Source organism: Streptomyces coffeae, assembly GCF_016741875.1.
Lineage (GTDB): Bacteria > Actinomycetota > Actinomycetes > Streptomycetales > Streptomycetaceae > Streptomyces > Streptomyces coffeae.
On record NZ_JAERRF010000035.1, the window covers coordinates 1 to 23,639 of the forward strand.

At 71.3% G+C, this 23,639-nt stretch carries 20 protein-coding genes and 1 pseudogene; 7 read left to right on the plus strand and 14 right to left on the minus strand.

The window, feature by feature from the left end; genetic code table 11:
* Positions 1–123, plus strand: a 123-nt coding sequence (locus JK363_RS44850) for a vitamin B12 dependent-methionine synthase activation domain-containing protein (RefSeq protein WP_201881903.1), incomplete at its 5' end; no start/stop codon positions are given.
* 62 nt (positions 124–185) lie between these two features.
* Here the strand turns inward: JK363_RS44850 and JK363_RS35925 are convergent.
* Positions 186–1,457, minus strand: coding sequence for an ATP-grasp domain-containing protein (locus JK363_RS35925; RefSeq protein WP_201881904.1), 1,272 nt, complete (start codon positions 1,455–1,457; stop codon positions 186–188).
* 144 nt (positions 1,458–1,601) lie between these two features.
* Between JK363_RS35925 and JK363_RS35930 the strand changes: the two genes are divergently transcribed.
* On the plus strand, positions 1,602–2,780 hold the full coding sequence (locus tag JK363_RS35930; protein WP_201881905.1) for a GNAT family protein: 1,179 nt from the start codon (positions 1,602–1,604) through the stop codon (positions 2,778–2,780).
* A 38-nt stretch (positions 2,781–2,818) separates the two neighbouring features.
* Here the strand turns inward: JK363_RS35930 and JK363_RS35935 are convergent, their stop codons facing one another.
* The 6 genes from JK363_RS35935 to JK363_RS35960 form a co-directional block, all read right to left on the minus strand.
* Positions 2,819–4,090, minus strand: coding sequence for an MFS transporter (locus JK363_RS35935; protein WP_201881907.1), 1,272 nt, complete (start codon positions 4,088–4,090; stop codon positions 2,819–2,821).
* 64 nt (positions 4,091–4,154) lie between these two features.
* Positions 4,155–5,159, minus strand: a complete 1,005-nt coding sequence (locus JK363_RS35940; protein ID WP_201881909.1) for an LLM class oxidoreductase — start codon at positions 5,157–5,159, stop codon at positions 4,155–4,157.
* Positions 5,156–6,532 (minus strand): cytochrome P450, encoded by a 1,377-nt coding sequence (locus JK363_RS35945; protein WP_201881910.1) that lies wholly within the window; start codon positions 6,530–6,532, stop codon positions 5,156–5,158. The genes JK363_RS35940 and JK363_RS35945 overlap by 4 nt, the downstream gene beginning before the upstream one ends.
* An 8-nt stretch (positions 6,533–6,540) precedes the next feature.
* The gene (locus tag JK363_RS35950) at positions 6,541–7,674 is read right to left on the minus strand and encodes a serine hydrolase domain-containing protein (RefSeq protein WP_201881912.1); all 1,134 of its coding nucleotides are present in this window, start codon (positions 7,672–7,674) and stop codon (positions 6,541–6,543) included.
* The gene (locus tag JK363_RS35955; protein WP_201881914.1) at positions 7,671–7,925 is read right to left on the minus strand and encodes a hypothetical protein; all 255 of its coding nucleotides are present in this window, start codon (positions 7,923–7,925) and stop codon (positions 7,671–7,673) included. Before JK363_RS35955 ends, JK363_RS35950 begins: the two co-directional genes overlap by 4 nt.
* 57 nt (positions 7,926–7,982) lie before the next feature.
* Positions 7,983–8,255 (minus strand): phosphopantetheine-binding protein, encoded by a 273-nt coding sequence (locus JK363_RS35960; RefSeq protein ID WP_201881916.1) that lies wholly within the window; start codon positions 8,253–8,255, stop codon positions 7,983–7,985.
* Positions 8,256–8,500: 245 nt separating this feature from the next.
* Here JK363_RS35960 and JK363_RS35965 point away from each other — a divergent pair, with 245 nt between their 5' ends.
* Positions 8,501–9,748 (plus strand): type III PLP-dependent enzyme domain-containing protein, encoded by a 1,248-nt coding sequence (locus tag JK363_RS35965; protein ID WP_201881918.1) that lies wholly within the window; start codon positions 8,501–8,503, stop codon positions 9,746–9,748.
* 16 nt (positions 9,749–9,764) lie between these two features.
* On the opposite strand, the gene JK363_RS44025 is transcribed toward JK363_RS35965, so the two are convergent.
* A complete protein-coding gene (locus JK363_RS44025) occupies positions 9,765–10,562 on the minus strand; it encodes an RICIN domain-containing protein (RefSeq protein WP_201881920.1) in 798 nt (265 codons plus the stop codon).
* Positions 10,563–10,972: 410 nt separating this feature from the next.
* On the opposite strand from JK363_RS44025, the gene JK363_RS35975 reads away from it, so the two are divergent.
* The 3 genes from JK363_RS35975 to JK363_RS35985 are packed head-to-tail and all read left to right on the plus strand — an operon-like array spanning position 10,973 to position 13,755.
* On the plus strand, positions 10,973–11,593 hold the full coding sequence (locus JK363_RS35975; RefSeq protein ID WP_201881922.1) for a cyclodeaminase/cyclohydrolase family protein: 621 nt from the start codon (positions 10,973–10,975) through the stop codon (positions 11,591–11,593).
* Positions 11,590–12,432: a bifunctional 5,10-methylenetetrahydrofolate dehydrogenase/5,10-methenyltetrahydrofolate cyclohydrolase gene (locus tag JK363_RS35980; protein WP_201881924.1), complete on the plus strand. Its 843-nt coding sequence runs from the start codon at positions 11,590–11,592 to the stop codon at positions 12,430–12,432. The genes JK363_RS35975 and JK363_RS35980 overlap by 4 nt, the downstream gene beginning before the upstream one ends.
* 54 nt (positions 12,433–12,486) lie before the next feature.
* A complete protein-coding gene (locus JK363_RS35985) occupies positions 12,487–13,755 on the plus strand; it encodes an ATP-grasp domain-containing protein (protein ID WP_201881926.1) in 1,269 nt (422 codons plus the stop codon).
* A gap of 3 nt (positions 13,756–13,758) precedes the next feature.
* Here JK363_RS35985 and JK363_RS35990 read toward each other — a convergent pair whose 3' ends face one another.
* The 6 genes and pseudogenes from JK363_RS35990 to JK363_RS36015 all read right to left on the minus strand — a co-directional run bounded on the left by JK363_RS35990 (position 13,759) and on the right by JK363_RS36015 (position 21,887).
* Positions 13,759–15,003 (minus strand): DUF1266 domain-containing protein, encoded by a 1,245-nt coding sequence (locus JK363_RS35990; RefSeq protein ID WP_201881928.1) that lies wholly within the window; start codon positions 15,001–15,003, stop codon positions 13,759–13,761.
* A gap of 217 nt (positions 15,004–15,220) precedes the next feature.
* Positions 15,221–16,228 carry an acyl-CoA desaturase gene (locus JK363_RS35995; RefSeq protein WP_201881930.1) on the minus strand — a complete coding sequence of 336 codons (1,008 nt, stop codon included), beginning with the start codon at positions 16,226–16,228 and terminating at the stop codon, positions 15,221–15,223.
* Positions 16,229–16,304: 76 nt separating this feature from the next.
* Positions 16,305–17,156, minus strand: coding sequence for an alpha/beta fold hydrolase (locus JK363_RS36000; protein WP_201881931.1), 852 nt, complete (start codon positions 17,154–17,156; stop codon positions 16,305–16,307).
* 299 nt (positions 17,157–17,455) lie between these two features.
* Positions 17,456–19,327 (minus strand): annotated as a pseudogene (locus tag JK363_RS36005) (glycoside hydrolase family 9 protein); the annotation flags it as partial.
* Between the two features lie 389 nt (positions 19,328–19,716).
* Positions 19,717–21,291 carry a glycerol-3-phosphate dehydrogenase/oxidase gene (locus JK363_RS36010; protein WP_201881932.1) on the minus strand — a complete coding sequence of 525 codons (1,575 nt, stop codon included), beginning with the start codon at positions 21,289–21,291 and terminating at the stop codon, positions 19,717–19,719.
* Positions 21,288–21,887, minus strand: coding sequence for a TetR/AcrR family transcriptional regulator (locus JK363_RS36015; RefSeq protein WP_201881933.1), 600 nt, complete (start codon positions 21,885–21,887; stop codon positions 21,288–21,290). Before JK363_RS36015 ends, JK363_RS36010 begins: the two co-directional genes overlap by 4 nt.
* Before the next feature lie 151 nt (positions 21,888–22,038).
* Between JK363_RS36015 and JK363_RS36020 the strand changes: the two genes are divergently transcribed.
* Complete coding sequence (locus JK363_RS36020; protein ID WP_201882052.1) at positions 22,039–23,637, plus strand: FAD-binding oxidoreductase; 1,599 nt, start codon at positions 22,039–22,041, stop codon at positions 23,635–23,637.
* Positions 23,638–23,639 lie beyond the last annotated feature (2 nt).

The window sequence follows — 23,639 nt, forward strand, 5'->3', positions numbered from 1 at the left end:
CAACTCCTCCAGCCGGAGCGCATCGGTGTGAAGCTCTCCGAGGAGTTCCAGCTGCACCCCGAGCAGTCCACGGACGCCATCGTCATCCACCACCCCGAGGCCACGTACTTCAACGCACGGTAGGTGCGGTCGAACACCTCATGCCGTGGGCCGGGGCCCGAAGGCCCCGGCCCACCGCCGGGCTTCTAGCCCACCCGGAAGATCTGAGCGGCCAGGTCGTCCGCGATCTCCAGGTGTTCCGCGGGCGGGACGTCCTGTGCCTTGCGGCCGGGCCAGAAGCACTCCACGTATCCCTCACGGGTCAGATAGTTCGCCGGAGGCTCGGACACGGCGCCCACGGTGGCGGAGACCTCGTAGCCGGTCACCGCCTCCGGGACGCGGGTGGGTGCCCCGATCCCGGTGATCGTGCCGTTGGCTGCCTTGAGCACCGCGATGGCGGCCACTCCCCTGGCCTCCGGGCTCGTCGGCCCCGGGTCGGGAAGGTCCAGGTAGGACGCGATGTGCAGGGCGTACGGGGAAAGCCCGGTGGCCCGTTCCACCTGGTCCAGGATGCCACCACCGGCCGTCCGGGCGCCCACCTCGATGACCACCGGTTCGTGCCCGTCCTGCCGCCGGATCTCCACATGGGCCAGTCCACGGTCGAGCCCGATCGCCTCACACGCCCTGACGGCCAGGTCACGCAGCGCCGTGTCGTCCACGTGGACACTGGGCACACGGTGTCCGATCTCGGCGAAGTGCGGATGGGGGCCCAGCGCCTTGTCCACGACGGCCAGTACTTCACGCCGCTCGCCGTGGTTGAGCACCTCCACGGACACCTCTTCGGTGAGGTCGCAGAACTCCTCGACCTGGACGCTCCGGTTGACGACGGAGAAGGTGGCGGCGTTACGGTCGATGATCTCCATGACGTACTGGAACGCCTCCTGGGCCTCGGCCGTCGAGCTGACCAGCCGGACGCCCAGGCTGCCGCCGAACGCGGCCGGTTTGATCACACAGGGCAGCCCCAGCTCGGCGACCGCCGCCTCCACCTCGGCGGCGTCCGCGACCTTGACGTAGCGCGGTGTCCGCACCCCGGCGGCCCGCAGCACATCCTTCATCCGGTCCTTGTTGATGGAGGAGTTCTCGATCGCCTCGCGGGAGAGGTAGGGGACCCCGTAGTGCTCGGCGATCGCGAAGCCCGCCCAGAGACCGCCGTCGATGAAGGGGACGACGGCCGCCGGGCGCAGCCCGCTCTCCCGCTCGAACTCCTGGACCGCTTCGAGGGCCGCCCGAGGGGCGAAGGGGTCTCCGGTGATGATGTGATCGAAGAACTTGGCCGAGCGGGCGCCGGGGGCGGCGAAGATGGTGGCAATCGGCCCCGGGAAGAGGCGGATCGCGGACACCAGCGCCCGCTCCCGCAGGGCCATATGGGCCCCGATCGCCAGGAGGTAGCCATCGGAGCGGGCAGGGGTACGGATCATGTCCGCCTTCCGAGCGGGCACCGACACTGCGCGGAACGGCGCCATCTGTCAGATCGTCAGCCGAGTCTACGGCGGCTGCCGCTATCGGGTCGAGGACGCCACGACATCCGTGATTCGCGTCAACTGCCTTTGTATGCTGCCTATATGGCCCACGCAACGAATCCGTCGACGACCACCGGCTGCTTCGCGGATCCCCTGGGCGGCCTGGACGACGCCACCTGGGACGAGCTGGCGGCCGACCGCTTCTACTCCTCCGCCCTGTGGCTGCGGCTGTGCGCGCTGGAGCCCGGCGGTGTGTCCGGGGCGGTCCACACCCGGCTCGCGGGCGGCGGGCGGGCCGCGGTGCCGGTCTCCGCGGTGACGGGCGAGCAGAACACCAACTACCGCTGGAGCGATGTGCTGGCCCGGCACGGCCTTCCCCAGCCCCCGCCGCAGGGCGTCCTGGTGGGTCAGCGGCGTGGCTATCTCGGCCATCTGCTCACCGGGGCACGGCACACGTCGGACGCTGCGCACACCGCTGAGGCGGCGCAGGGCCTGCTGGCGGGGGTCCGCGCGGCCGGGTCGCCGCTGGAGGACACCCGCACCCGGGTGGCGATGTACTTCACCAGCGAGGACGTGGCCTCGCTGCGTGCCGCCGGGGTGGACACCCTGCCGGTCGTGCTGGCCGCGGACGCCGCGATCGACGTACCGGAAGGCGGCTGGGACGCCTGGCTGGCCTCGCTGACCTCCAAGCGGCGGCAGACGGTACGCCGGGAGCTGTCCGACTTCGACCGGGCCGGATACCGGGTGGAGCACCATCTGCTGCCCGAGGTGTACGGCGATGTGGCCCGGCTGGCCGCCGGGACCCAGCGGCGGTACGGCCATACGGTGGACCTGGACGCGTTCACCGAGGGCTTCCGCCGCCACGGCGAGCTGGCGGGCGAGGTCGCCGAGGTGCTGTTGCTGCGCGCCCCGGACGACGGGGCCGCGATCGGCTGCTGTATGTACTGCCGCAGTGGCGACACCGTGTACGCCCGGGCCGTGGGGTTCGACTATCCGAGGCTGCGGGGCGCGGCGGAGTACGCCAACCTCACGTACTACCGGCTGCTGGGCCTGCCGGGGGTGCGCCGGCTGCATCTGGGGATGTCCTCGCCCGGCGCCAAGGTGCTGCGGGGCGCCCGGCTGAGCCCGCTGTGGCTGTTGGATCTGTCGGAGGACAGTGTGCTGCGCGGCCATGACGACGCGGTCCGGACGCACAACCGTGCCTTCGCCGAGGAGCTCCGCGCGTCGGTCCCGGCGGTCAAGGGCGCGCTGGACGAGGACGAGTGGACGGTGTATGCCTGAGGCGGCGGCCGGAGGGGAGCGACCGGTCCGCGGTGGGGTCAGGGGGTCTCGCTCTTCGTCCCGACCGGCTCGGCGGTCCGCGCGGGAGGTGTCGGTGTCTCACCGGTGAAGCGCCGCGCGGTCGGCAGCGCCAGCACCACCAGCACGCTGAGCACATGCCAGCCCGCGCCGAACAGCAGGACGTTGTCGGCCCCGACGGCGTCCGCCACCGAGGCGGCGACCGCGAGGCCGAGGGGTGCCGGCGCGTAGGAGCACAGGGTGCTGAGCGAGGTGATCCGGGCCATCACCTCGGCGGGGACATGGCGTTGCAGTGTCGATGACCACACGGCGTTGAAGACGGCGGAGCCGGTCCCGGCGAGCAACGCGCCTCCGGCGATGACGGCCAGCGGCAGGTCCAGGGCGAGGGCCAGCAGCGGAAGCGCCCAGGTCACATGGAAGGCGGTGAGCACCACCAGCGGCCGGGAGGGGCTGCGGCCCATGATGACCGGTCCGGTGGCCACCGCGCCGATGCCGAGCGCGGTGAGCACGATCCCCCAGTCGTCCGCCCCGCCGAAGCGCTCCTTGGCGAGCGCCGGGCCGAGGACGATGAGCGGTGCGTAGACGACGGAGTTGAACAGGGCGAACCGCGCGCTGGTGATCCAGATCCAGGGGCGTGACCGCCAGGCGTGCCAGCCATCGGCGAGGTCGCGCACCGGTGAGTGGCGTTCCTTCCCTCGTTTCGCGGGCACCCGGATCGAGACGAGGGTGATCGCGCTGACGGCGAAGGTGAGGGCGTCGATGGCCAGGACGGCGCCGGGTTCGAGCGCGGCGGCGACGGCGCCCGCCGCGGCGGGTCCCAGCACCCGGCCGATGTCCCTGGCCAGCCCGAGGTAGGTGTTGGCGTCGTGCAGATCGTCGGCCGCGACCAGCTGTGGGGTGAGGCCACCGAGGGCGGGCATGTAGAACCCGGCCGCGGCGTTCTGCACCATGTACAGGATGATCAGCCAGTACAGCGGCGGATGTCCGAAGAGGATGAGCGCGGCGAACGACGCCTCCCCCGCACAGCGGACGGTGTCGCAGCAGAGCATCACCGTACGGCGGCTGAAGCGGTCCGCGATCACGCCGCCGGCCAGCAGACAGCAGACATTGGCGGCGACCCCGGCGGTCAGGACGTAGCCGAGCCCGGCGGCGGAGTGACCGCTGTCCAGGACGGCGAACGCCACGCCGACGGCCTCCATGCCGGTGCCGAACAGGGAGGCGAAGTAGCCGATGTAGAAGCGCCGGAACCGGGGGTCGCGCAGCAGCCGGGTCGAGGCCGTCCACCTCTTCATGGGGTACTCCTGCCGGGTTGTGCCGTGAGCTGACCGGATTGCCGGGCGGGCGCCGGTGCGGTGGTCAGGGGCATACGCACGCCTGGACCACCCGGCCCACGAGGGCGTACTCGGCGCTGTCGGGGGCCAGGTCGATGATGAGGTCGGTGACGCCCAGGGCCCGGCACGACATCAGCCATGCGGCCACCTGGTCCACCGAGCCCACCAGTTTCGGCGCGTCGATCCCCCGTGCCGGTGCCCCGTACCAGAGGCGTTCGTCGTGGATCTCCTCCTCCTCGGCGAGGGCGTAACTGGCCAGGTGCTCGCTGGAGACCACCTGGGACATGAACATCCGCCCGGCGATCTGCTGCCGCCGGTCGGGTGTGCCGAGGCGGTGGGCAGCCGCCCATGCCTCGTCCTCGGTATCCCGGGCGACCACGCCGACGAGCATGGAGACCCGGTCCGTGTGCTGTTCCTCGCGGGCCCGGTCGACGCTCTCGGCGAGTGCGGTCCGCGGCCGGGCCATCATCAGCACGCAGTCGGCCGGGACCAGGCCCGGGGTGGCGGAGGAGGGGGTGACGAGGAGGGAGCGTCCGGTGGCGGGGTCGCAGCGCTGGTCCAGTTCGGTCCGCAACCGCTCGGCGTAACGGCCCAGTTCCGCGCGGGCGGCGACCTTGTCGCCGTGGTCGTCGGCCGCGGCGCGGGAGGGGCGGGTGGCCCCGGCGACCAGATTGACATGGGTGGGGCGGCCGAAGCGGTAGCCGAGGTCGGCGACGCGGCGCGCCACCGACGCGGCGCTCTCCTGGTGGGGGCGGACGGCGACGATGGGTTCGAGCGCGGTGGAGCCCGCGAGGACGTCGAAGCCGGCGAGCCAGGGGTCCATGGCCACCGGGAAGTCGTAGACGAACGCTCCGGTGACCCCGATCGCCTCGGCGGCGTCCATATAGGCGGTGAGCCGCTTGAGGTAGTCCGAGGGCTCCAGTGTGCCGCCGTAGCCGAACTGCGCGGAGTGCGGAGGGACGATGAAGCTCAGTGTCAGCGGCCACGACGGCACGGGCCGATCCCCTTCCTCGGGCTCGGTGAATGTCATCCGACACCCACGGGCGGTCTGATCTCCCGCACCGCCACCGGGACCCCGCCGTCGGGCCACATGGTGGCCACCCCGGTGGGCCGGACCGTGCTGCGGACCGGAGCGAGATCGGTGCGGCGGGCCAACTCGGCGATGAGCAGCTTAAGTTCCAGCTCGGCGAAGGCGTATCCGATGCATCGACGGTAGCCCCCGCCGAACGGGACGAAGCTGTAGGGCACGGGTTCGCGGTAGTCCGGGGCGGCGGTGTTCCAGCGCTCCGGGCGGAACCGAAGCGGGTCGGTCCACAGCCGGGGCATCCGGTGGGTGACGTACTGCGAGTAGAGCACCTGGGCGCCCCTGGGGATGAGGTGTCCGCCGAACTCGAAGTCCTCCACCGAGGTCCTGCCGGTGAGCACACCCGGGGTGTACAGGCGCAGGATCTCGGAGACGGTCCAGCCGATGTAGTCCATCCTGCCGATCAGTTCCGCGGTCAGCGGCTCCTCCCCCGCGGTCCACGCCACCTCCTCCCGGACGCGGCGCAGCACCTCGGGGTGTTTCAGCAGGGCGTACACCGCCCATCCGGCCGCCGAGCTGCTGGAGTCGTAGCCGGAGGCGATGAGGCTGATGACCTGGTCGCGCACCTCGAGGTCGGCGAGGTGGTCGCCCTCGAAGTACGACGCGAGCAGGGCGTCGAGGACATCGCCCTGGTCGTTGGGTTCGGCCCGCCGCCGGGCGATCTCGGCCCGTACATACCGGTCGACGCGCTCACGCGCGGCCATCGCCCGATGGTAGGCGGTGCCGGGCAGATCGTGGTCGAAGCGCAGGAACGGGGAGCGGTTGATGTAGTTCAGGGCGGTCTGGAGTTCACGGCCGATCTCGTCGGTGTGGGCCTTCAGCCGGTCGCCGAAGAGCGAACGGATGGCGATCCGCCGGATGCAGGAGCGCACATCGGCGAAGGCGTCCACGGTGTGTCCGGGCCGCCATCCGTCGATCATGCGGTGGATCTCGTCCACCATGACCGGGACATAGCCCTCGATGCGCTTGCGGACGAAGGCGGGACGAACCAGCGCACGGCGCCGCCGGTGGTCCTCCCCGTCGCTGACGACCATGGCGTTGGCGCCGACCACCGGAATGAGGAGGGTGAGGACGTCGCGGGAGAGGAACTTGGGGTTGCGCGGTGAGTCGGTGAGCAGCAGTTCATTGGCCTCGGCGCCGAAGAGCAGCACATACTTCTGGCCACCGACGCCGAACGCGCACACCCGCCCGTAGCCGCGGTGCAGATCGAGCAGGGCGTCGTAGGGCTTGCCGAGCAGCCCCTTGAGGTAGCGGAGGTGGCCGAGCGGGGTGGGGCCCGGCAGCCGGTTCACCAGGGCCCTGGTGCGGGCGCTGCCCATGTCCGCCCCTATTCCGTCCCGGCCGGTGCCACCGGCCGTGCCGCGCCGGGCAGCCGGGGCAGTCCGAGGTCGTCGTAGAGCGCCCGAACCAGTGCGTAGCGACGGGCGAAGGTTCTGACGTCGTCGAGCCGGCCGTTCCAGTAGACCGCCACCACCAGGTCGAACAGCGGGTCCACCAGCAGTGTGGAGGTGTTGCCACCGGCGTGGCCGAAGGTCCGTGCGGAGGTGCGGCGGCCGAAGATGGCCGGGAGGGTCATCACGCCGAGGCCGTAGGGGAAGTCGGTGTCGCAGATGGAACGGTCCGGCGAACCGGGCCAGTGGGTGGAGGTCAGCGCCTCCACCGTGGCGGGCCCGACCAGCGGAACACCCTGGTGGACGCCCTTCGCCAGCAGCACTTCACCGACGACGCGCAGATCCCGTACCGCGCCCCAGACGCCGACACCGGGCAGCGGGAGCGCACTGGCCAGCCGCATATAGGCCAGCCCCGCTTCCTGGTCGGCCGAGGCGGTGACGGTCACCTGACGGTCGGCGGGTACGCCGGGGTCGAGGCCGAGGGTGGCGGTGAGGCCGAGGTGGTCGAAGAGGTCGCGGTAACTGTCCCCGGACCGGCCGCCGTTGAGGGTGGTGAGCAGCCGGTCCAGCACAAACCAGGTGGTCACCGGGTTGTAGACCATCGCGGCGCCGGGCAGCGGCCCGGTGCCGGCGTCGCAGATCACCGCCCAGATCAGCGCCTCGATATCGGACCAGGTGAACGCGGAGAGATCGGTGTCCCCGGTGTTCACGGCCAGCACCGGGTCCGGCATGCCCACGGTGTGGGTGAGCAGATCGCGGACCTTGACCCGCTCCTTGCCGCCGCCGGTGAACTCCGGGAGGACCTTGCACACCGGAGTGTCGGGGTCGACGGCCCCGGACTCCCACGCCCGGCCGAAGGCCAGGGCGCCGACCGGCTTGGAGGAGCAGGTCCAGGGGACGAAGGTGTCGCTGGTCATCGGGTGGCCCGCGCCGTTGTCACCGACGGCGAGGTCGACGACCTGTCCCCGGCAGGACACCGAGAGCTGCACTCCGGTCTCGATTCCGCGGTCGATCTCGGCATCGAACAGCCGTCGCACCGCGCTCAGTTCGAGCTCCGTGGTCACGGTCATGAGGACGCGGCTCCCGGGGTGGTGGAGAAGACCATCTCGTAGACATCACGGAGCGTCGCGGTGTCCCAGCGGGCCACCAGCTCCGCCTCCACATCGGCGGGGAGGTCGACGCCGAGGTCGTCGAGCCAGGCCAGGACCGCGAAGTCCCCGGCGGTCAGCCGGCTCAGCGGCGTGGTCTCGTAGTCCTGGGTGACGGCGGTGGCGAGCAGGGGGCGGACGAATTCCTCGAACGTGGGTACGTGGGTGCTCATCCCGGTGGGTGTCTCCCGTCTGGTCGGGACGGTGGCGCGTCCGGACGCCGCGCGGGCTCAGGCCCGCTCACCCAGCAGGGAGCGGACGGCGGCCTCCAGCGACGGCAGGTAGGCGAAAGTCTCCCGCACCAGCAGTTCGTCGGGGAACTGCACGCCGAAGGATTCCTCGAGAGTGATGACCAGTTCGATTGCGGACATCGAGTCCAGGCCGACATCGGGCAGCCGGACGGTGGCCCAGTCCACGTCGGGCGGCACGTTCCGCAGATGGCTGTTGAGTGTCTCCACCAGTCGGTCGGTGATGGCCGGGCCGGTGGTGTCGATCCCGCTCAAGAGACCCCCCTCTCTCTGCGATGCGCCCGTGTCACATCGAGCCCCAGGAGGCTCAACGGCCCTGTTCCGTAACGGACTTGGGCCGACTTCCGCGGACGGCGAATGGGAGTACAGTAAGCGCGCGATCTACCCGCTGCAAGCTTGGGCCGACGGGCGCGGCAGGCGACCGGCCCGCGGAATCGGGGCATCCGCCGGGGCACCACCGCGGCTGCCGTACGCGACGAACCAGGAACGGACGCTGCGACGTGATCGACCGCATTCTCCGCCGGGCCGCCGAGCGGTTCGGCACTCCGCTCTATGTCTACGATCTCGCCGAACTGCGCGAGCGGGTGGCGGATCTGCGGTCGGCCCTCCTCCCGTCGGCGGGGCTGTTCTACTCGCTCAAGGCCAACCCGCATCCCTCGGTCGCCGCCGAACTCCGGCAGGCCGGATGCCGGGCCGAGGTCTCCTCCCCCGGGGAACTGTCCGCGGCGCTCGAGGCCGGATACCGCCCGCGGGACGTTCTGTACACCGGCCCCGGCAAATCACCTGCCGAGATCGAGGAGGCACTCGCGCGGAACGTGGTGTGGTTCTCCTGTGAGTCGGCTGCCGAACTGCGTCGTCTCGGCCGTGCGGTGGCCGGGTCCGGAGGTACGGCGGAGGTGCTGCTCCGGCTCCAGCCGCCCACCGTGAGCAAGGCGGGCCTGTCCATGGGCGACGGCCGCCAGTTCGGGTTCACGCCCGACGACGCCGCGCGCGCCTGTGCGGTCCTGCCGCGCGGGATCGCGCTCCGCGGCTGCCATGTGTACCTCGGGTCGCAGTTCCCCGATGTCACAGCGCTGTTGGACGGCTTCGCCACCGCCAAGAACACCATCGAGCAGGTCAGCCGGACCGCGGGGATCACCCCCCGGGCGGTCGATCTGGGCGGCGGTTTCCCCTGGCCGTACGCCACGGCCGGGGCGGGCCCGGCGCTGACCGGACTGCGCGCGGGGCTGGAGACGCTGCTGTCGGACTGGGCCACCGGCCCGGCGCCCGAGGTGTCCTTCGAGTCCGGCCGCCGCCTGGTGGCGTCGGCGGGCCATCTGGTCACCACGGTGCGGGACGTCAAGGAGCGCCCGGAGGGCACGGTCGTCGTGCTGGACGCCGGGATCAACGTGCTGGGCGGGATGAGCGGGCTGGGCCGGGTGCTCCGCCCCGCCACCGGCTTTCTCCCGCTGCGGACCGGGGACCCGCTGCCGGAGGACGGGGACCCGTTCCCGGCTGGGGACCCTGAACCGGTCACGGCCGATGTGGTCGGGCCGCTCTGCACCCCGCTGGACCGGCTCGCCGTCCGGACCTCCCTGCCCGCCCCGCGCGAGGGCGATCTGCTGTGCGTGCCCAACGTCGGGGCGTACGGGCTGAGCGCGAGCCTGACCCGTTTCCTGAGCCGCCCCGCGGTGGTGGAGGCGGTCTACGACGGGGAGCGGTTCATCGGGGCGTGGCGGTCGGTCACCACCTCGGTGGCGGTGGGGTAGCGGGCGCGCGTGCGGATCAGGTGGACGGTTTCGCCCGTGCCCACTGCTGGTTGGTGGAGGCCGCGCACTCCCACAGCTGCAAGGGGGTCCCGGGGTCGTTGTAGCCGTTGAACGCGTCGACACAGATCCCGTCCTGCCGGATGGTGCCGTCGCCTTCGAGTTGCCATCGCTGGCGGTCGCCACCTCCACACGAGGCGATGACGACCGGTGTCCCCTGCGCGCCCTCCGGACCCGTCCCCGTCACACAGGCGTCCCCGTACACCCGCAGCTCCCCGGCGGGAGTGTAGGTGAAACTCTGACCGCCCGATCCCGCACAGGGCGCGAGCCGCAACTGCATGCCCTCCTGGTGCGGGACATCGACACAGAGCCCCGATCGGACCCCCACATAGGCGTAGCCGGCAGCGCCGGGTGCGCGGGGAGGCTTGGGCTTGGGAGGCTTCGACGCCGTGGGACTGGCGCGCTTGTGCTCCGCCTTCTTGGAATGTGTGGCCGACGGGCTCGCCGAGCGCGACGGCCGGTGGTCGGCGGGCGAGGTGGCGGTGGCGGTGGCGGGAGCGGTGTCCCGGGGCAGACGGGGGATCGCCGTTGCGGCACGGGTCGGCGAGGAGGTGTCCTGTGTCTCTTCCTCCGGATAGGCGAGGAAGGCGGCGGTGACGGTGGCGCCGATCAGAACCGCGGCCACGATCCGTCCCCGGCCCATCCCGCGGGACGCGCGACCGGGCGGATCCGGTGCGTTGCCGGACCGCGCTCCCGGAGGGTCGGAGGCCCGTATGCGCTCCTGGTCGAACGCGGCCACCGCGGCGGGGTCGGGCACGGCCGGAGCCGACGGCAGGAAGACGGGCGGGTCGGCAGGGGACGGTGACGGCCCTTCGCACCCTGCGGTGCCGGAGCATGACGGGTCATCGCAGAATCGACACGTCGTCATGGAGGGTGCCTCTTCTCGGTCTTGCGGTGGTGCCGGATCGAGTGGCCTTTGTACCAGGTCAACCCCGGTTCGCCCAGTGCCGGTGAGCAGATCGGCCGGTGGACGGGGCGGTCCGCCGCGGTCGGCCCGGATTCCCGGCTGAGCACTGCGGCTGTCGGGCGGCGCGCCCCGTGCCCTTCCCGACGGCGGCCCCCGCCCGCGTGGGAGGATTCTCGGGCGGCTGGTATGCGCCCGGATCCGTGAGCTGGATCCGTGAGCTGAATCCGCGACTCGTATCCGTGACGGAGGACGAAGCGTTCATGCGTGATGAGACGATCGGGGACTTCCTGACCCAACTCGCCGCCCGGGTACCGGCACCCGGTGGCGGAGCGGTCGCCGCGCTGCACGCGGCGCAGGCCGCGGCGCTGGTCGGGATGGTGGCCCGCTACAGCACGGGTGAGAAGTACGCCGAGCACCAGGACATCATCGAGCGGGTCACGGCCGAGTCGGACCGGTTGCGCAACGAGGCGCTGCGGCTGGCGGAGGCCGACGTCACGGCGTTCGCGGCGGTGGCCGAGGCGTACCAGCTGCCGAAGGACACCGATGAGGCGAAGGCCGCGCGGTCGGCGGCGATCGCGCGGGCGCTGGCCGACGCGGGCAGGCCACCGGCCGAGGTGGTCGGGGTGGCGCAGGTGGTGATCGAGCTGGCCGAGGAGCTGCTGCCGTTCGGCAACCGCAATGTCATCACCGATGTGGCCGCCGCGGCGGAGGCCGCCCGGGCCGCGGCCACCACGGCCCGGGTCAATATCGAGATCAACCTCGGCGGGGTACGGGACGAGATGGTCTACGGGGAGCTGACCGCCGCGGCGGCGTGGGTCCCCACTCTGGTGGCGCGGGCGGAGCGGGTGACCGCCGCCGTGCGTGAGCGGATCGCCGCATGAGCGCCGCGGTGCTCTCCGGCAAGGAGCTGTCGGCCGCGATCCGGGCCGAGACGGCCGAACGCGCCGCCGCACTCACCGCCGCCGGTACGGAGCCGAGGCTGGCGGTCGTGGTGGCCACCGCGGACGAGTCCAGCGCATGGTACGTCCGGTCGATCGCCAAGGCGGCCGGGAAGGCCGGCATCACCTGCGACATCGTCGATCTGGGGGCCACGGCCTCGCCGGAGTCCATCCGGGCGCGGCTGGCGGAGCTGTCCGCCGATGAGCGGGTGCACGGCATCATCCTCCAGACGCCGCTGCCCGCGGGGGCGTCGCTCCAGGAGCTGGCCGGGGCCATCGCGTTCGAGAAGGACGTCGACGGGGCCAACCCGGTCTCCCTGGGCCGGCTCGCTGCCGGGCTGCCCGCGTTCGCCCCCGCGACGGCCGAGGCCGTGGTGCGCGTCCTGGAGCACCACACGATCGAGCTCACCGGGCGCCATGTCGCCGTGGTCGGCCGTTCGATGGTGGTCGGCAAGCCCGTCGCACATCTGCTGCTGAACGCCAACGCCACTGTCACCGTGTGCCATTCACGCACCCGGGAGCTGGCCGCGGTCACCTCTGCGGCGGATGTGGTGGTGGCCGCCGTCGGCCGGGCCGGGATGGTCACGGCCGACCATGTCGCGCCCGGCGCCGTGGTGATCGACGTGGGCACCAACCCCACCGAGGACGGCGGACTGGCCGGAGACGTGGACGCCGACTCCGTCAGCGGGAAGGCGGGCGCGCTGACCCCTGTGCCCGGTGGTGTCGGGCCGGTGACCACCGCCCTGCTGCTGAGCCACACCGTCCGGGCCGCGGGCGGCTGACGGCCCCGGTGGTACCGAACAACGGCCCGCACACCATCAGGAACAAGGAACCTCGTGAACACATCGCCACCCACCGTCGTACTGGTGTACCAGCGCACCACGCTGCCCTGGGTCTTCGACAGTGCCGAGCGCGCCGGGATCCGGCTGATCCTGGTCCCCCGCCCCGACGAGGACGTGGCACCGGACCGGCTGCCCCCGGCCGTGTCGGGCGTCCTGCGGCTGGACGTCGACGGGGACCGGGCGGGCGCTCTGGCCGCGCTGCGGAGGCGGTACGAGAGCACTCCGTTCCAGGGCATCTGCACCCTCTACGATCCGTTGGTGCCGTTCGTCGCCGAGGCCGCCGAGCTTCTCGGGCTGCCCGGTATCGGCCGGGACGCGGCGCTCGGGGCCCAGGACAAGCGGGTGATGCGCGAGCGGCTGGCCGCGGCGGGGCTCCATGTGCCGCGTTTTGTACGGCTGGAGGATCCGGGTGGCTGGGAGGAGGCCGCACACCTGGACTTCCCCGTGGTGGTCAAACCCGCCCACGGCTTCTCCAGCCTCGGTGTCGCCAAGGTGGACCGCCCGGAGCGGCTGAAGGCCGCGGTCGAGGAAGTGTGGCAGATCTGCCGGGAGAAGCTCGGACGGATCGAGGGGCTGGTCGTGGAGGAGTATCTCGACGGGCCCGAGTTCGCGGTGGAATCCCTCGTCCACCGGGGCGAGGTGACGGTGTGCACCATCGGCTACAAAGGCGAGCCGGAAGGCCCCTACTTCGAGGAGAGCGTCTACCGCGCGCCCGCCGTGCTGCCCGCCGCGGTCGAGGATGCCGTCCGGCGCGAGGTCACCGCCGCGCACACCGCCCTCGGTATCACCGACGGCCCCACCCACACCGAGCTGCGGCTGCGCGGTGGCGAACGGCCCTATCTGCTGGAGCTGGGCGCCCGGATCGGGGGTTCGGGGGTCTCCCAGTACATCGTCCAGCACGTCACCGGACGGGACTTCGCCGCGGACGCGCTGCGGATCGCCGCCGGGCTGCCACCGCTCTCCTTCGGTGGCGGCCGTATTCCCGCCGCCACCGGGGCCGCGGCCAACTACATTGTGCCGTGCGGTGGTTCGGGGCGGATCGCCGTCGTTCACGGCCTGGCGGAGCTGCACGACGATCCGCGGGTGGACCATGTCGTCCAGATGCTCTTCCCCGGCGATGTGGTGCGCCCCTACCCGGACTTCACCGGATATCCGGCGTTCGTGCTCTCCCGGCACACCACCACCGCCGAGGCCGAGACGTTCCACCGCACCCTGGAGACCGCCATCGGCGTCGAGTACACCCCGGAAGGCAGTGGACGCTGAAGGTCAGGGCGTGGTGAACGTGACCGTCAGCCAGGGGCTGTCGGGGTCGGTGGTCAGCTCCCGGTGCGCGTCCAGGACGGTGGTGTACCAGGGGCCGAAGTGCTCCTCGTCGAAGTGGAGACACCGCCCGAGGATGTAGCCGACGGAGAACTCCTCCCATGAGCCGTACACCGCCTGGGCGCTTCTGGACGCGCTTTCCAGCGCGGTATGCATCTCGGTCTCGGTGGCGTAGCGCGCGCCCAGACCCCAGCGGGCCATCTTGGACGCGCGGCCGATGTCCCAGGCGGCGACCGAGCGGACGATCCCGTCCGGCGGCAGCAGGCCGTCGGCGCGGAAGCGGGCCTCGTACCGCAGGATCTCGCCCACCAGGTCCCGCATCCGCCCCACGAACGCGTCGAAGTCGGGGTCGGTGGGGGTGCGGGACTCCCGGGCGCGAGCGCGCAGGGTCGCCTCCACACAGTCGCGCCACTGGTCGGGGTAGCCGTTGCCGCCGCGGAGCAGCGCGTTACGCGCTCCCAGCACAAAGTCCCAGTACCAGGGGCTCACCTCCTGGTCCAGGAGCTCCTTCTGCATCTCCAGCCAGTCTTCCCGGCTGTTCACGCCCCAGTCGCGGGAGATCCGTTCCCTCTCACCCTGGTAGCCCATGCCGTGCCAGTGCGGGGTGTTCCAGGGGTCGCCGTTGCGGAAGCACAGATGCGCACCGCAGGCCAGGCCGTGCAGCAGCGGACCGGGTTCGGGGGCCCGGGTGCGCCGGGTGATCACCCGGTCCATCAGCTCGTCCGGTTCGAAGAGTTCGTGGTGCAGGTCGAGCCAGACGTCCCGTTCCTCGTCGTCGGTGAGGAAGTACTGTTCGCACGGGGTGGCCGCGTTGACCACCAGGACGTCCACCTGCTCGGGGACGATATGGGCGAGGGCACCGAGTGTGGCGTACTCGTAGACGAGGTACGGATGCGGCCGGGGCAGCACACCGGCGGTGTAGACCTGCGCCACGACCCGGCCGTCGGAGGTGTCGACGGTCAGCATCGGATACTCGTCCTCGGCGGCCTCGCGGGCGTGGTCGAGACGGACCGGGTAGTACACCCCCTCGGTCGCGAGGGTGCGCAGATAGGCGTAGGCGTTGTCCGACCGGGTCAGCTTGTACAGATGCTGTTCCAGATCGGTGGGCGCCTGCCAGCGGGTGGCGCGCTCCGGGGGTGGTATGGACGGGAAGAACTCGTCGTGGAGTTCGTCCTCGCTCACCACATGCATGGGTTTTCCTCTCCTCCGGTCCCGCGCCGACCGTTGTTCCTCACCATCGATCCGTAGGGTAACGGGGTGCGGTGTCACGGCCCGCACGTGCGGCGTGACAGATTCCGGAGGGGTGTCCATCGCCTGCTCCTCCGCGGCTACAGCAGCGGCCTCCGTGCGAAGTTCTCCGCTCCGGAGGCCGTGCCCGCGACGTGAGGAAGCATTCCGCAACGACCAACTATTCGACATCCACCAGGGATTCCTGGCCGTCCCGGCCGCGCTCGGCCATCGGCACGATCTTCTGCTGGCCCTCCAGCAGTTCCTTCTTGTCGGCCGAGGCGCTGGAGACCCGGCTGACGCCCGCCTCGCGCATCTCCATCCGCTCGGTGTCGATCCGGATGACCTTCCAGGCCAGGCGGGTCTTCTCCAGGCTCCAGATGAGGATGGCGCTGGGGTCGACCTCGTACCACTTCATACCGTGGCGCGCCGAGCGCGGGAAGGCGTGGTGGTTGTTGTGCCACGCCTCGCCGAAGGAGGGGATGGCCAGCCAGGCGACATTGCGTGAGTGGTCGGTGGTCTCGAAGCGGCGGCGGCCGAAGTAGTGGCCGATGGAGTTCACCGCGTAGGTCACATGGTTGATCAGGAAGATACGGACCAGACCGCCCCACAGCATGCCGGTGAACAGCGCCTGGACATCGCCTCCGGTGATGGCGAACGCCAGCAGCCCCGGGGCCACCACACCGGCCGCGGTGACCAGCAGCAGATTCTCGCTCAGCCAGCGTAACGGCTTCTCACGGACCAGATCGGGGCAGTACCGCATCGGGTCGGAGGTGAGGCCGGTGTCGAAGAGCCAGCCGAGGTGGGAGTGCCACAGGCCCTTCATCATGCCCATGAACCCGGGCTCGAAGTCCAGGTGCGGGCTGTGCGGATCGCCCGGCTTGTCGGCGACCCGGTGGTGCTTGCGGTGGTGTGCGGCCCAGATGATCGGCGGGCCCTGACCGGCCAGGACTCCGGCCGTGGCCAGGCCGTAGCGGATGGGTTTGTAGGTCTCGAACGAACGGTGCGTCAGCATGCGGTGGTATCCGGTGGAGATGCCGAAGCCGGAGATCACGTACATCACCAGCGTGACCACCAGATCGGACCAGGAGAAGATCCGGTTCCACAGCAGCACCATCGCGCCCAGGACGGCCACGAGCGGCACGACCGACGCGATGAGCATGAACCAGCGGTGTTCCCTACCGTCCATGGTTTCCTCACTTCCGGGAGAGCTGGGACACGGAGCGTGCGGACCTCGTCCGTGGATCCCTGTCCTGAACCATGTGCTACTCCGCTGTCGCGGACCCCTCCAGCAGGAACGCCTTCACCGCGGCGGCGAGTTGTCCCGGCTGGTCCTCGGGGATGAGGGTGTAGCTGTCGGTGATCTCCATGTGCTGCCCCTTGGGCAGCAACGCGGCCAGCCTGCGGCCGTGTTCGGGTGGCATGACCTTGTCCTCCGCGGCCCAGGCCACCAGCGCGGGGCGGTCGAAGTCCCGCAGCTTCTCGGCCCAGTTGTGGAGCTCGCTCTTCGCGGGCACGCCGAGGACGTACTTCCTCAGATCCCGGCGGATCTCCTTGGAGTTCCACAGCGGCTGGAACCACTGGTTCATGACCTCGTGCGGTACCGGCCGCTTGCTCATCCTCCCCCAGGTCATCGGCATCCGCCGCATCGGTGTGAGCTTCAGCAGTTTGAATGCGAGGTTGATGCCGCCGGGCATCTTGGCCGACAGGTACAAATTGCTGCCGGGCAGCCCCGGCGGGAAATTCCCGAAGGCCTCGCAGGACGTGATGACAAGGCGTCCGATCCGCTGGTCACGGCCGTCGGCGACCAGGGCCTGCGCGCCGCCCCAGTCGTTCATCCCCAGGGTGACGTCGTGCAGATCGAGCCGCTCCAGGAATTCGGCGACCAGCCGCGCCACGCCCAGGATCGACAGATCCGCGTCGGGGCGCATCGGACGCCGGTGTCCGCCCAGCGGCAGTGTGGGCACCACGCACCGGAAGTCGTCGCGCAGCTCGGCGACCACATTCCGCCACAGCGAACCGTCCATGGCCACGCCGTGCAGGAGGACTACCACCGGACCGTCGCCACCGGTGTCCTCGTACTCGATGGTCCCTGCCGAGAGTTCCACCTCAGCCATCTGCGCAATCTCCCAACGGTCGGCGAACGAAGGCGGGGTGCCTGTCTCACGACTGGGGTGGATCTGACTGGCGCTTGGAGTCACTCTGTCGACAACCACGCTAGCGGCCGTAAGACGGAATCCAGGAAAGCATCCGTGTCCTCTTAATGCCAGCTAATCGGAGGGGAATGACAGGAAGTTGCCCATCGCCCCTATTCTCTGAACCGTCGACCATAGGATATTGCTCACGAAAGTCTTGAGAATGCCTGTCGGTAGCAGGTGCTATCACGGTCGGCATGACCACCACGCCATACGAGGAATTACCGCTCCTGGTCGGCGACGTACGACGAGATCCAGGCCAGCGGCGCGTTCCAGTTGATGGTGATCTCGTTGGTGGAGAACGCCATGATGTCGTCCGTGTAGCACATCGCCGGGGCACAGCCCTTCATCCGCTTCTTCGAAATCGGGTCCTCAAGACCGGAGTTCGGCCCACCGGCCAGCGAACCAGGCGCCGGGTGCGGCAGCTTGGGGTCGAGCTGATGTGCCCAGAAGCGGTGGTGCTGGTTGTGCGAGTCCCGTTCGCCGTAGCCGGTCACGTAGGACTGGTTGAGCGGGTTTCCGCCCAGCAGATAGTCCATGCCGCGCAGCACCGCGTCACGGTAGCGGGGCTTGCCGGTCAGGTCATGCGCGGTGGCGAGGACGACCATGTTGTTCAGCACCTGGCTGTTGGAGCCCCACTCGTACGCACCGCCCTTGGGCGCGTAGGGAACGCCGTAGGCCGACTTCGCGGAGAACGAGGCGTAGCGGTCGGCGGCCTTGGTGACCGTCGAACGGACCGCGGCGCGCTGCTCGCCGGTGAGGCTGTTGGGCACGGTGGCCAGGTCAAGCGCGCCGAGCCCCGCCACGGACGCCCAGGACACCCCGCTGACGCGCGGGAAGAGCGCGTCGGTGTCGCCGTGCAGCGGCGAGGTGAGGAACGCCTTGCGGTAGGTGTCCTCGCCGGTGGTGATGAACAGCTCGGACGCCGCCCAGTAGAACTCGTCCCGGACGTCGCGGTCGCCGTACGCGCCGCCCCCGACGGAATCCTTGTCGCCGGCGTACTTCTTCGGGTGTGCCTTGGCCGCGTCCCACGCGGTCCGGGCCACCTCCAGGCACCGGGCCGCATACTCCGCGTCGTACGGCTGGAAGAGGCGGGCAGCCTGCGCGGCGGTGGCCGCGAGGTTGAGGGTGGCCGCGGTGGACGGGGCGCGCAGCTCACGCGGCTGCTTGTCCTGGTCCGGCCTGGTCGGTAGCCCGGTCCACTGCTTGTCGTGCACCTTATGGAACGCCATTCCGGCGAACGGCTTGCCCTTCGGCACCTGCATGCGCATCAGGAAGTCCATCTCCCAGCGGGCCTCGTCGAGGACGTCCGGGGTGCCGTTGCCACGCTCGGGCACCCGGAGCCGGCCGTCGCCCAGCGGCGCGGCGTCGGCGCCCGGGGCGGTGAGGGTCCGCTCGTACATGGACATCAGCTGGGCCACGGAGATGCCGCCGTTGACGACGTACTTGCCGTGGTCACCGGCGTCGTACCAGCCACCGGAGACATCGCGCCGGTAGTCGCATACGCCCTTCGTGCAGCGCGCTTCGGTGTCTCCGCGGTGCGGAGCCTTCTTGTCGTGGCCCGCGGGCCGGGCATAGGCGTCGCCCACGAACTTCTTGTCGATCTTGATACCGCTGCGGTTGTGGTAGAAGTACGCCAGCGCGTCGGAGCGCAGCGAGCCGTAGAGGTTGTCGCCGATGGTGAACGGCTCGCTCTTCTTCCCGCCGATGGTGATGGTGTATCCCGTGCCCGGGGCGGTGACCTCGCTGAAGTCGATGGTCTGCACGTTCTGCCGGGAGCTGCGGTCGACCCCGGCGGGGGTGGTGGTCCCACCGGCCCGCCTGATGCCGTCGGCGTCCCGGAGGGTCCAGGTCAGGGGCTTGGTGGCAGGAGTGACGACGGTGCCCTTCTTGGGTCCGTGCGTCGGGTAGCCGACCTGGTTCACGCGCACCGGGGAGCCGGTGTCGACCTTGGGGCGGGCCGCCCCGGCGCCACGCGGACCGGAGTGGTCCGCGGCCACTGCCGCGGGTGCGGTCAGAGCGCCCAGGGCCAGCCCCGCGGCGACCGCCGCACCCAGCGTGCGCCGGCGGCGGTCGGTGCGGGCGAGGGCAGGACGTGTCCGGGGAGCAGAGTGAATCAAGGCGTCAGTACTTCCGAAGCGGGGGCAGAGGCAGTGCAGCAGTACGGCAGCCACCGTTCCGCTGCTCGCCGAAGAGGGTCCGAGGACTCACGGGACATCTCGTGAACGTCACCGTGTGCGACACTACGGATGCGTCGCGCTATGTCAGCGGTGGATGTCCCGCACGTGCGACTCGGACCCCTCAACGGCTTTTTCCATACGCCAGACCCTAGGGAACCGGTCTGGCCTGCGGCTTCGTACGCCTAGCCGAAATTTCGGTGCACCAATCGAACGATCCCGACTCATTCAATGGAGGGAGGGCGACGGGTCCGTGACGGCCGCTGCCCTGGCCAGACGGCTCCCTGGTCGGACTGCCCACGCCGTCACACCCGGTCGGCCACCGCCGCCAGTGCCTCGCGGGCCGCGTCCATCGCCGCGGCCCGGTCCTCGGGGACCAGGCCGATCCGGGTGCGGCGGTCCAGCAGGTCGGACTCGTCGAGGGCGCCTTCGTGGCGTACGGCCCACAGGAGTTCGGCGCGGCTGGTCCGCACCCCGGCGGCCACCGGTTCGGCCTGCTGGGGGTCGGCGTCGGCGAGGGCTTGCACGGCGGGGGCCTCGGTGCCGTAGCGCTCGACCAGCCTGCGGGGCGCGGCCAGGGTGGCCAGGGCGGACCGGGGTGCGGCGCCCACCAGGGGGAGCCGGGAGGTGCGGCAGGGCCGGGGCGCGTCCAGGCGGCCCGCGGTGAGCGCGGCGTCCACGGCGTCCTGGGCCATCCGGCGGTAGGTGGTGAGCTTGCCGCCGACAACGGTCACCACGCCCTCGGGCGAGGTGAGCACGGCGTGGCGGCGGGAGATGTCGGCGGTGCGGGTGGTGCCTTCGGTCTCCAGCAGGGGACGCAGCCCCGCGAAGGCGCCCACCACGTCCTCGCGGCGGACCGGCACATCGAGCACAGACCCCAGGATGTCCAGCAGGAAACCGATGTCGGACTCCGGCGCCTCGGGCACGTCCGGCAGCGGGCCGTCCACGGGCTCGTCGGTCAGCCCCACGTACACCCGGCCGTCGTCCTGGGGGAGCACCAGGACGAAGCGGTTGGTCTCGCCGGGGACGGGGATGTGCAGTCCGGTGCGCAAGCCCCCCAGGCTCTCCGCGCGCAGCACCAGATGGGTGCCGCGGGAGGGGCGCAGCCGGATGCCCTCGGTCAGCTCGGCGGCCCAGACCCCGGTGGCGTTGATGACGGTCCGGGCCCGGATGCGGATCTCCTGCCCGGTGAGTTCATCGCGGACCAGGGCCTCTCCACCGGCGAGGGACAGGGCGCGGGTGCGGGTGAGCACCCGGGCGCCGTGTCCGGCGGCGGTGCGCGCGATGGCGGTCACCAGCCGTGCGTCGTCGGCGAGTTGGCCGTCCCAGGACAGCAGCCCGCCGCGCAGGCTCTGCCGCCGCAGGCCGGGCGCCGCGGCCAGGGTCTCGACGGCGGACAGCCGCCGGGGGCCGGGCAGGGTGGCGCGGCCGGTGCGCGCGGACAGCCGCAGCACATCACCGGCGCGCAGCCCGGCCCGGACCAGGGCGGCGTTGCGGTGCGAGGTGAGGGCGGTCAGCGGCATGACGAAGGACTGGGCGCGCACCAGGTGCGGGGCGGTGCGCTCCATCAGCACGCCGCGCTCCACCGCGCTCTCGTAGGCCACGTCGACATCACCGGTGGCCAGGTAGCGCAGTCCGCCATGGACCAGCTTGGAGCTCCAGCGGGAGGTGCCGAAGGCCAGGTCGTGGGCGTCCACCGCGGCGACCGACAGGCCCCGTGAGGCGGCGTCCAGGGCGGCTCCGGCGCCGGTGACGCCGAGGCCCACGACGAGTACATCAACGCAGGCACCGGCGCCGCCCGCGGCCAGTTCCTCCAGTTCCCGGGAGCGGCGCGTGGCGTTGAGGGAGTAGTCGGGGCGGGGACCCGCGGCAGCACTCATGGGGCGAGGATCCTTTCCAGGATGAGGCGGACTTCCGCGTAGAAGGCGGTGTCGTCCAGTTCGGGATCGGTGTCGTCGGTCATGGTCTGCAAGGACAGGGCGAACGACTGGAGCACCAGCACCAGGGCACGGGCCTGGCGCACCGGGTGGTCTTCGCGGACCGTGCCGTCCGCGTGGCCGCGCCGCAGTGCTTCCTCGATGAACTCCAGCACCCGGTTCTGGCTCGCCCCCCGGCGGTCGAAGAGGTAGGGGAGCATCAGCTCGGGGTCGACGTCGAGGATCTTGCGGAGCAGCGGGTGGGCGCGCAGCGCCTGGAGCCCGCTCATGAGGGCGTCGACGAGCGGCGCGTCCGCCGTCCCGAGCGGGCCCGGGTGCGGCATGGCGCCCACGGTGACGGCCAGCCACTCCCGGGTCATGAGGTCGCCGACCAGCCCCCGTACATCGGGCCAGCGCCGGTAGAGCGTCATCCGGGATACGCCCGCGCGGCGCGCGACGTCGGTCAGGGTCGTGCGCCGGACGCCGACCGCCAGCACACAGTCCCGTGCGGCGTCGAGCACGGCGTCGTCATCCCGAGAGGTGTTGCGTTTGGACGTCATCTGTCACAGTGTAACGGCGGAAGCGGCGCCAGGCGAAGGCCGGGCCCCGCCCCGGGCGCGAGTGATCCGCACCGCGAAGCACGGTCGAACCGCGCCGAGAAGCACGGCTGAGCCGCACGGAGAAGCGAGGAATCAGGTGGAGTCGACAGACATGCTGTGGAATGGCTGGGGCGATCCGGACCGGGCGGAGCCGCTGCCCGAGCCGGTCGTCGGCCTGCTGGGCGAACTGCTCGGCGTACGGCCGTCCGACGGCCGCTCCGTCGCCCTGGAGGCCGCCCGGCCCCGCGCCTCCCGGCTGACCGAGGGCGCCCGCGAGGCGTTCGCCGGGATCGTCGGCGCGGAGCACGTCCGCACCGACGCCGAGAGCCGGGTCCGCCGCACCCGTGGCAAGTCCACGCCCGATCTGCTGCGCATGCGGTCCGGCGCCGTCGAGGACGCCCCCGACGCGGTGGTGCGGCCCGGCAGCCACGACGAGGTCGTCGCCGTTCTGCGGCTGTGCGCCGAGCGCCGGATCGCGGTCGTCCCGTTCGGCGGCGGCACCAGCGTCGTCGGCGGGCTCGCCCCCGGCGGCCACGACTGCTTCGTCACGCTCGACCTGCGCCGGATGAACCGGCTGATCGACGTGGACACCGTCTCCCGCACCGCGGTGCTCGAACCCGGCCTGCGCGGTCCCGAGGCCGAGGCCCTGCTCGCCGAACACGGCTACACCCTGGGCCACTTTCCGCAGTCCTTCGAGTGGGCGACGATCGGCGGATTCGCCGCCGCGCGCTCCAGCGGCCAGGCGTCGGCGGGCTACGGCCGCTTCGACGACATGGTGACCGCCCTGCGCGTGGCCACCCCCGAGGGCACCTGGGAGACCGGCCGCACCGCGCCGCGCTCGGCCGCCGGACCGGATCTGCGCCAGCTGGTGCTGGGCTCCGAGGGTGCCTTCGGCGTGATCACCTCGGTGACCGTGCGGATCCGGCCACGCCCCGCCACCCGCGTCTACGAGGGCTGGCGCTTCACCTCCTTCGAGGCGGGCCGCGACGCGCTGCGCGCCCTGGCCCAGGACGGCCCGCTGCCCACCGTGCTGCGGCTGTCCGACGAGACCGAGACCCTGGTGGGCCTGGCCGACCCCGCCGCCATCGGGAAGGGCGCCTCGGAGTCGGGATGTCTGGCCGTCGCCGGATACGAGGGCAGTGTCGAAGAGGTGGCGGCCCGCAGGGAACGCGCCCACGCCGCGCTGCGCGCCCATGACGGCACCTTCCTCGGTGAGGAGCCCGGCGAGAAGTGGAACCACGGCCGCTACTCCGCCCCGTATCTGCGCGACGCGCTGCTCGACGTGGGCGCGCTGGCGGAGACCCTGGAGACCGCCACGTACTGGTCGCAGATCCCCACGCTGTACGAGAACGTGCGCACCGCGCTGACCACGGCCCTGTCCGACGCGGGCACCCCGCCGGTGGTGCTGTGCCATGTCTCGCACGTCTATCCCGCGGGCGCGTCGCTGTACTTCACCGTGCTCAGCGCCCAGGGCGACAAGCCCGAGGAGCACTGGGCGGCCGCCAAGCGGGCGGCGTGCGACGCGATCCTCGCCTCCGGCGGCACCATCAGCCACCACCATGGGGTGGGCACCGACCACCGGGACTGGTACGCACAGGAGATCGGTCCGCTGGGTGTGGAGGTACTGCACGCCGTGAAGAACCGGCTCGACCCGTCCGGCATCCTCAACCCGGGTATTCTCCTGCCGCCCCTGACGTCCCCCGGAGCGTAGCC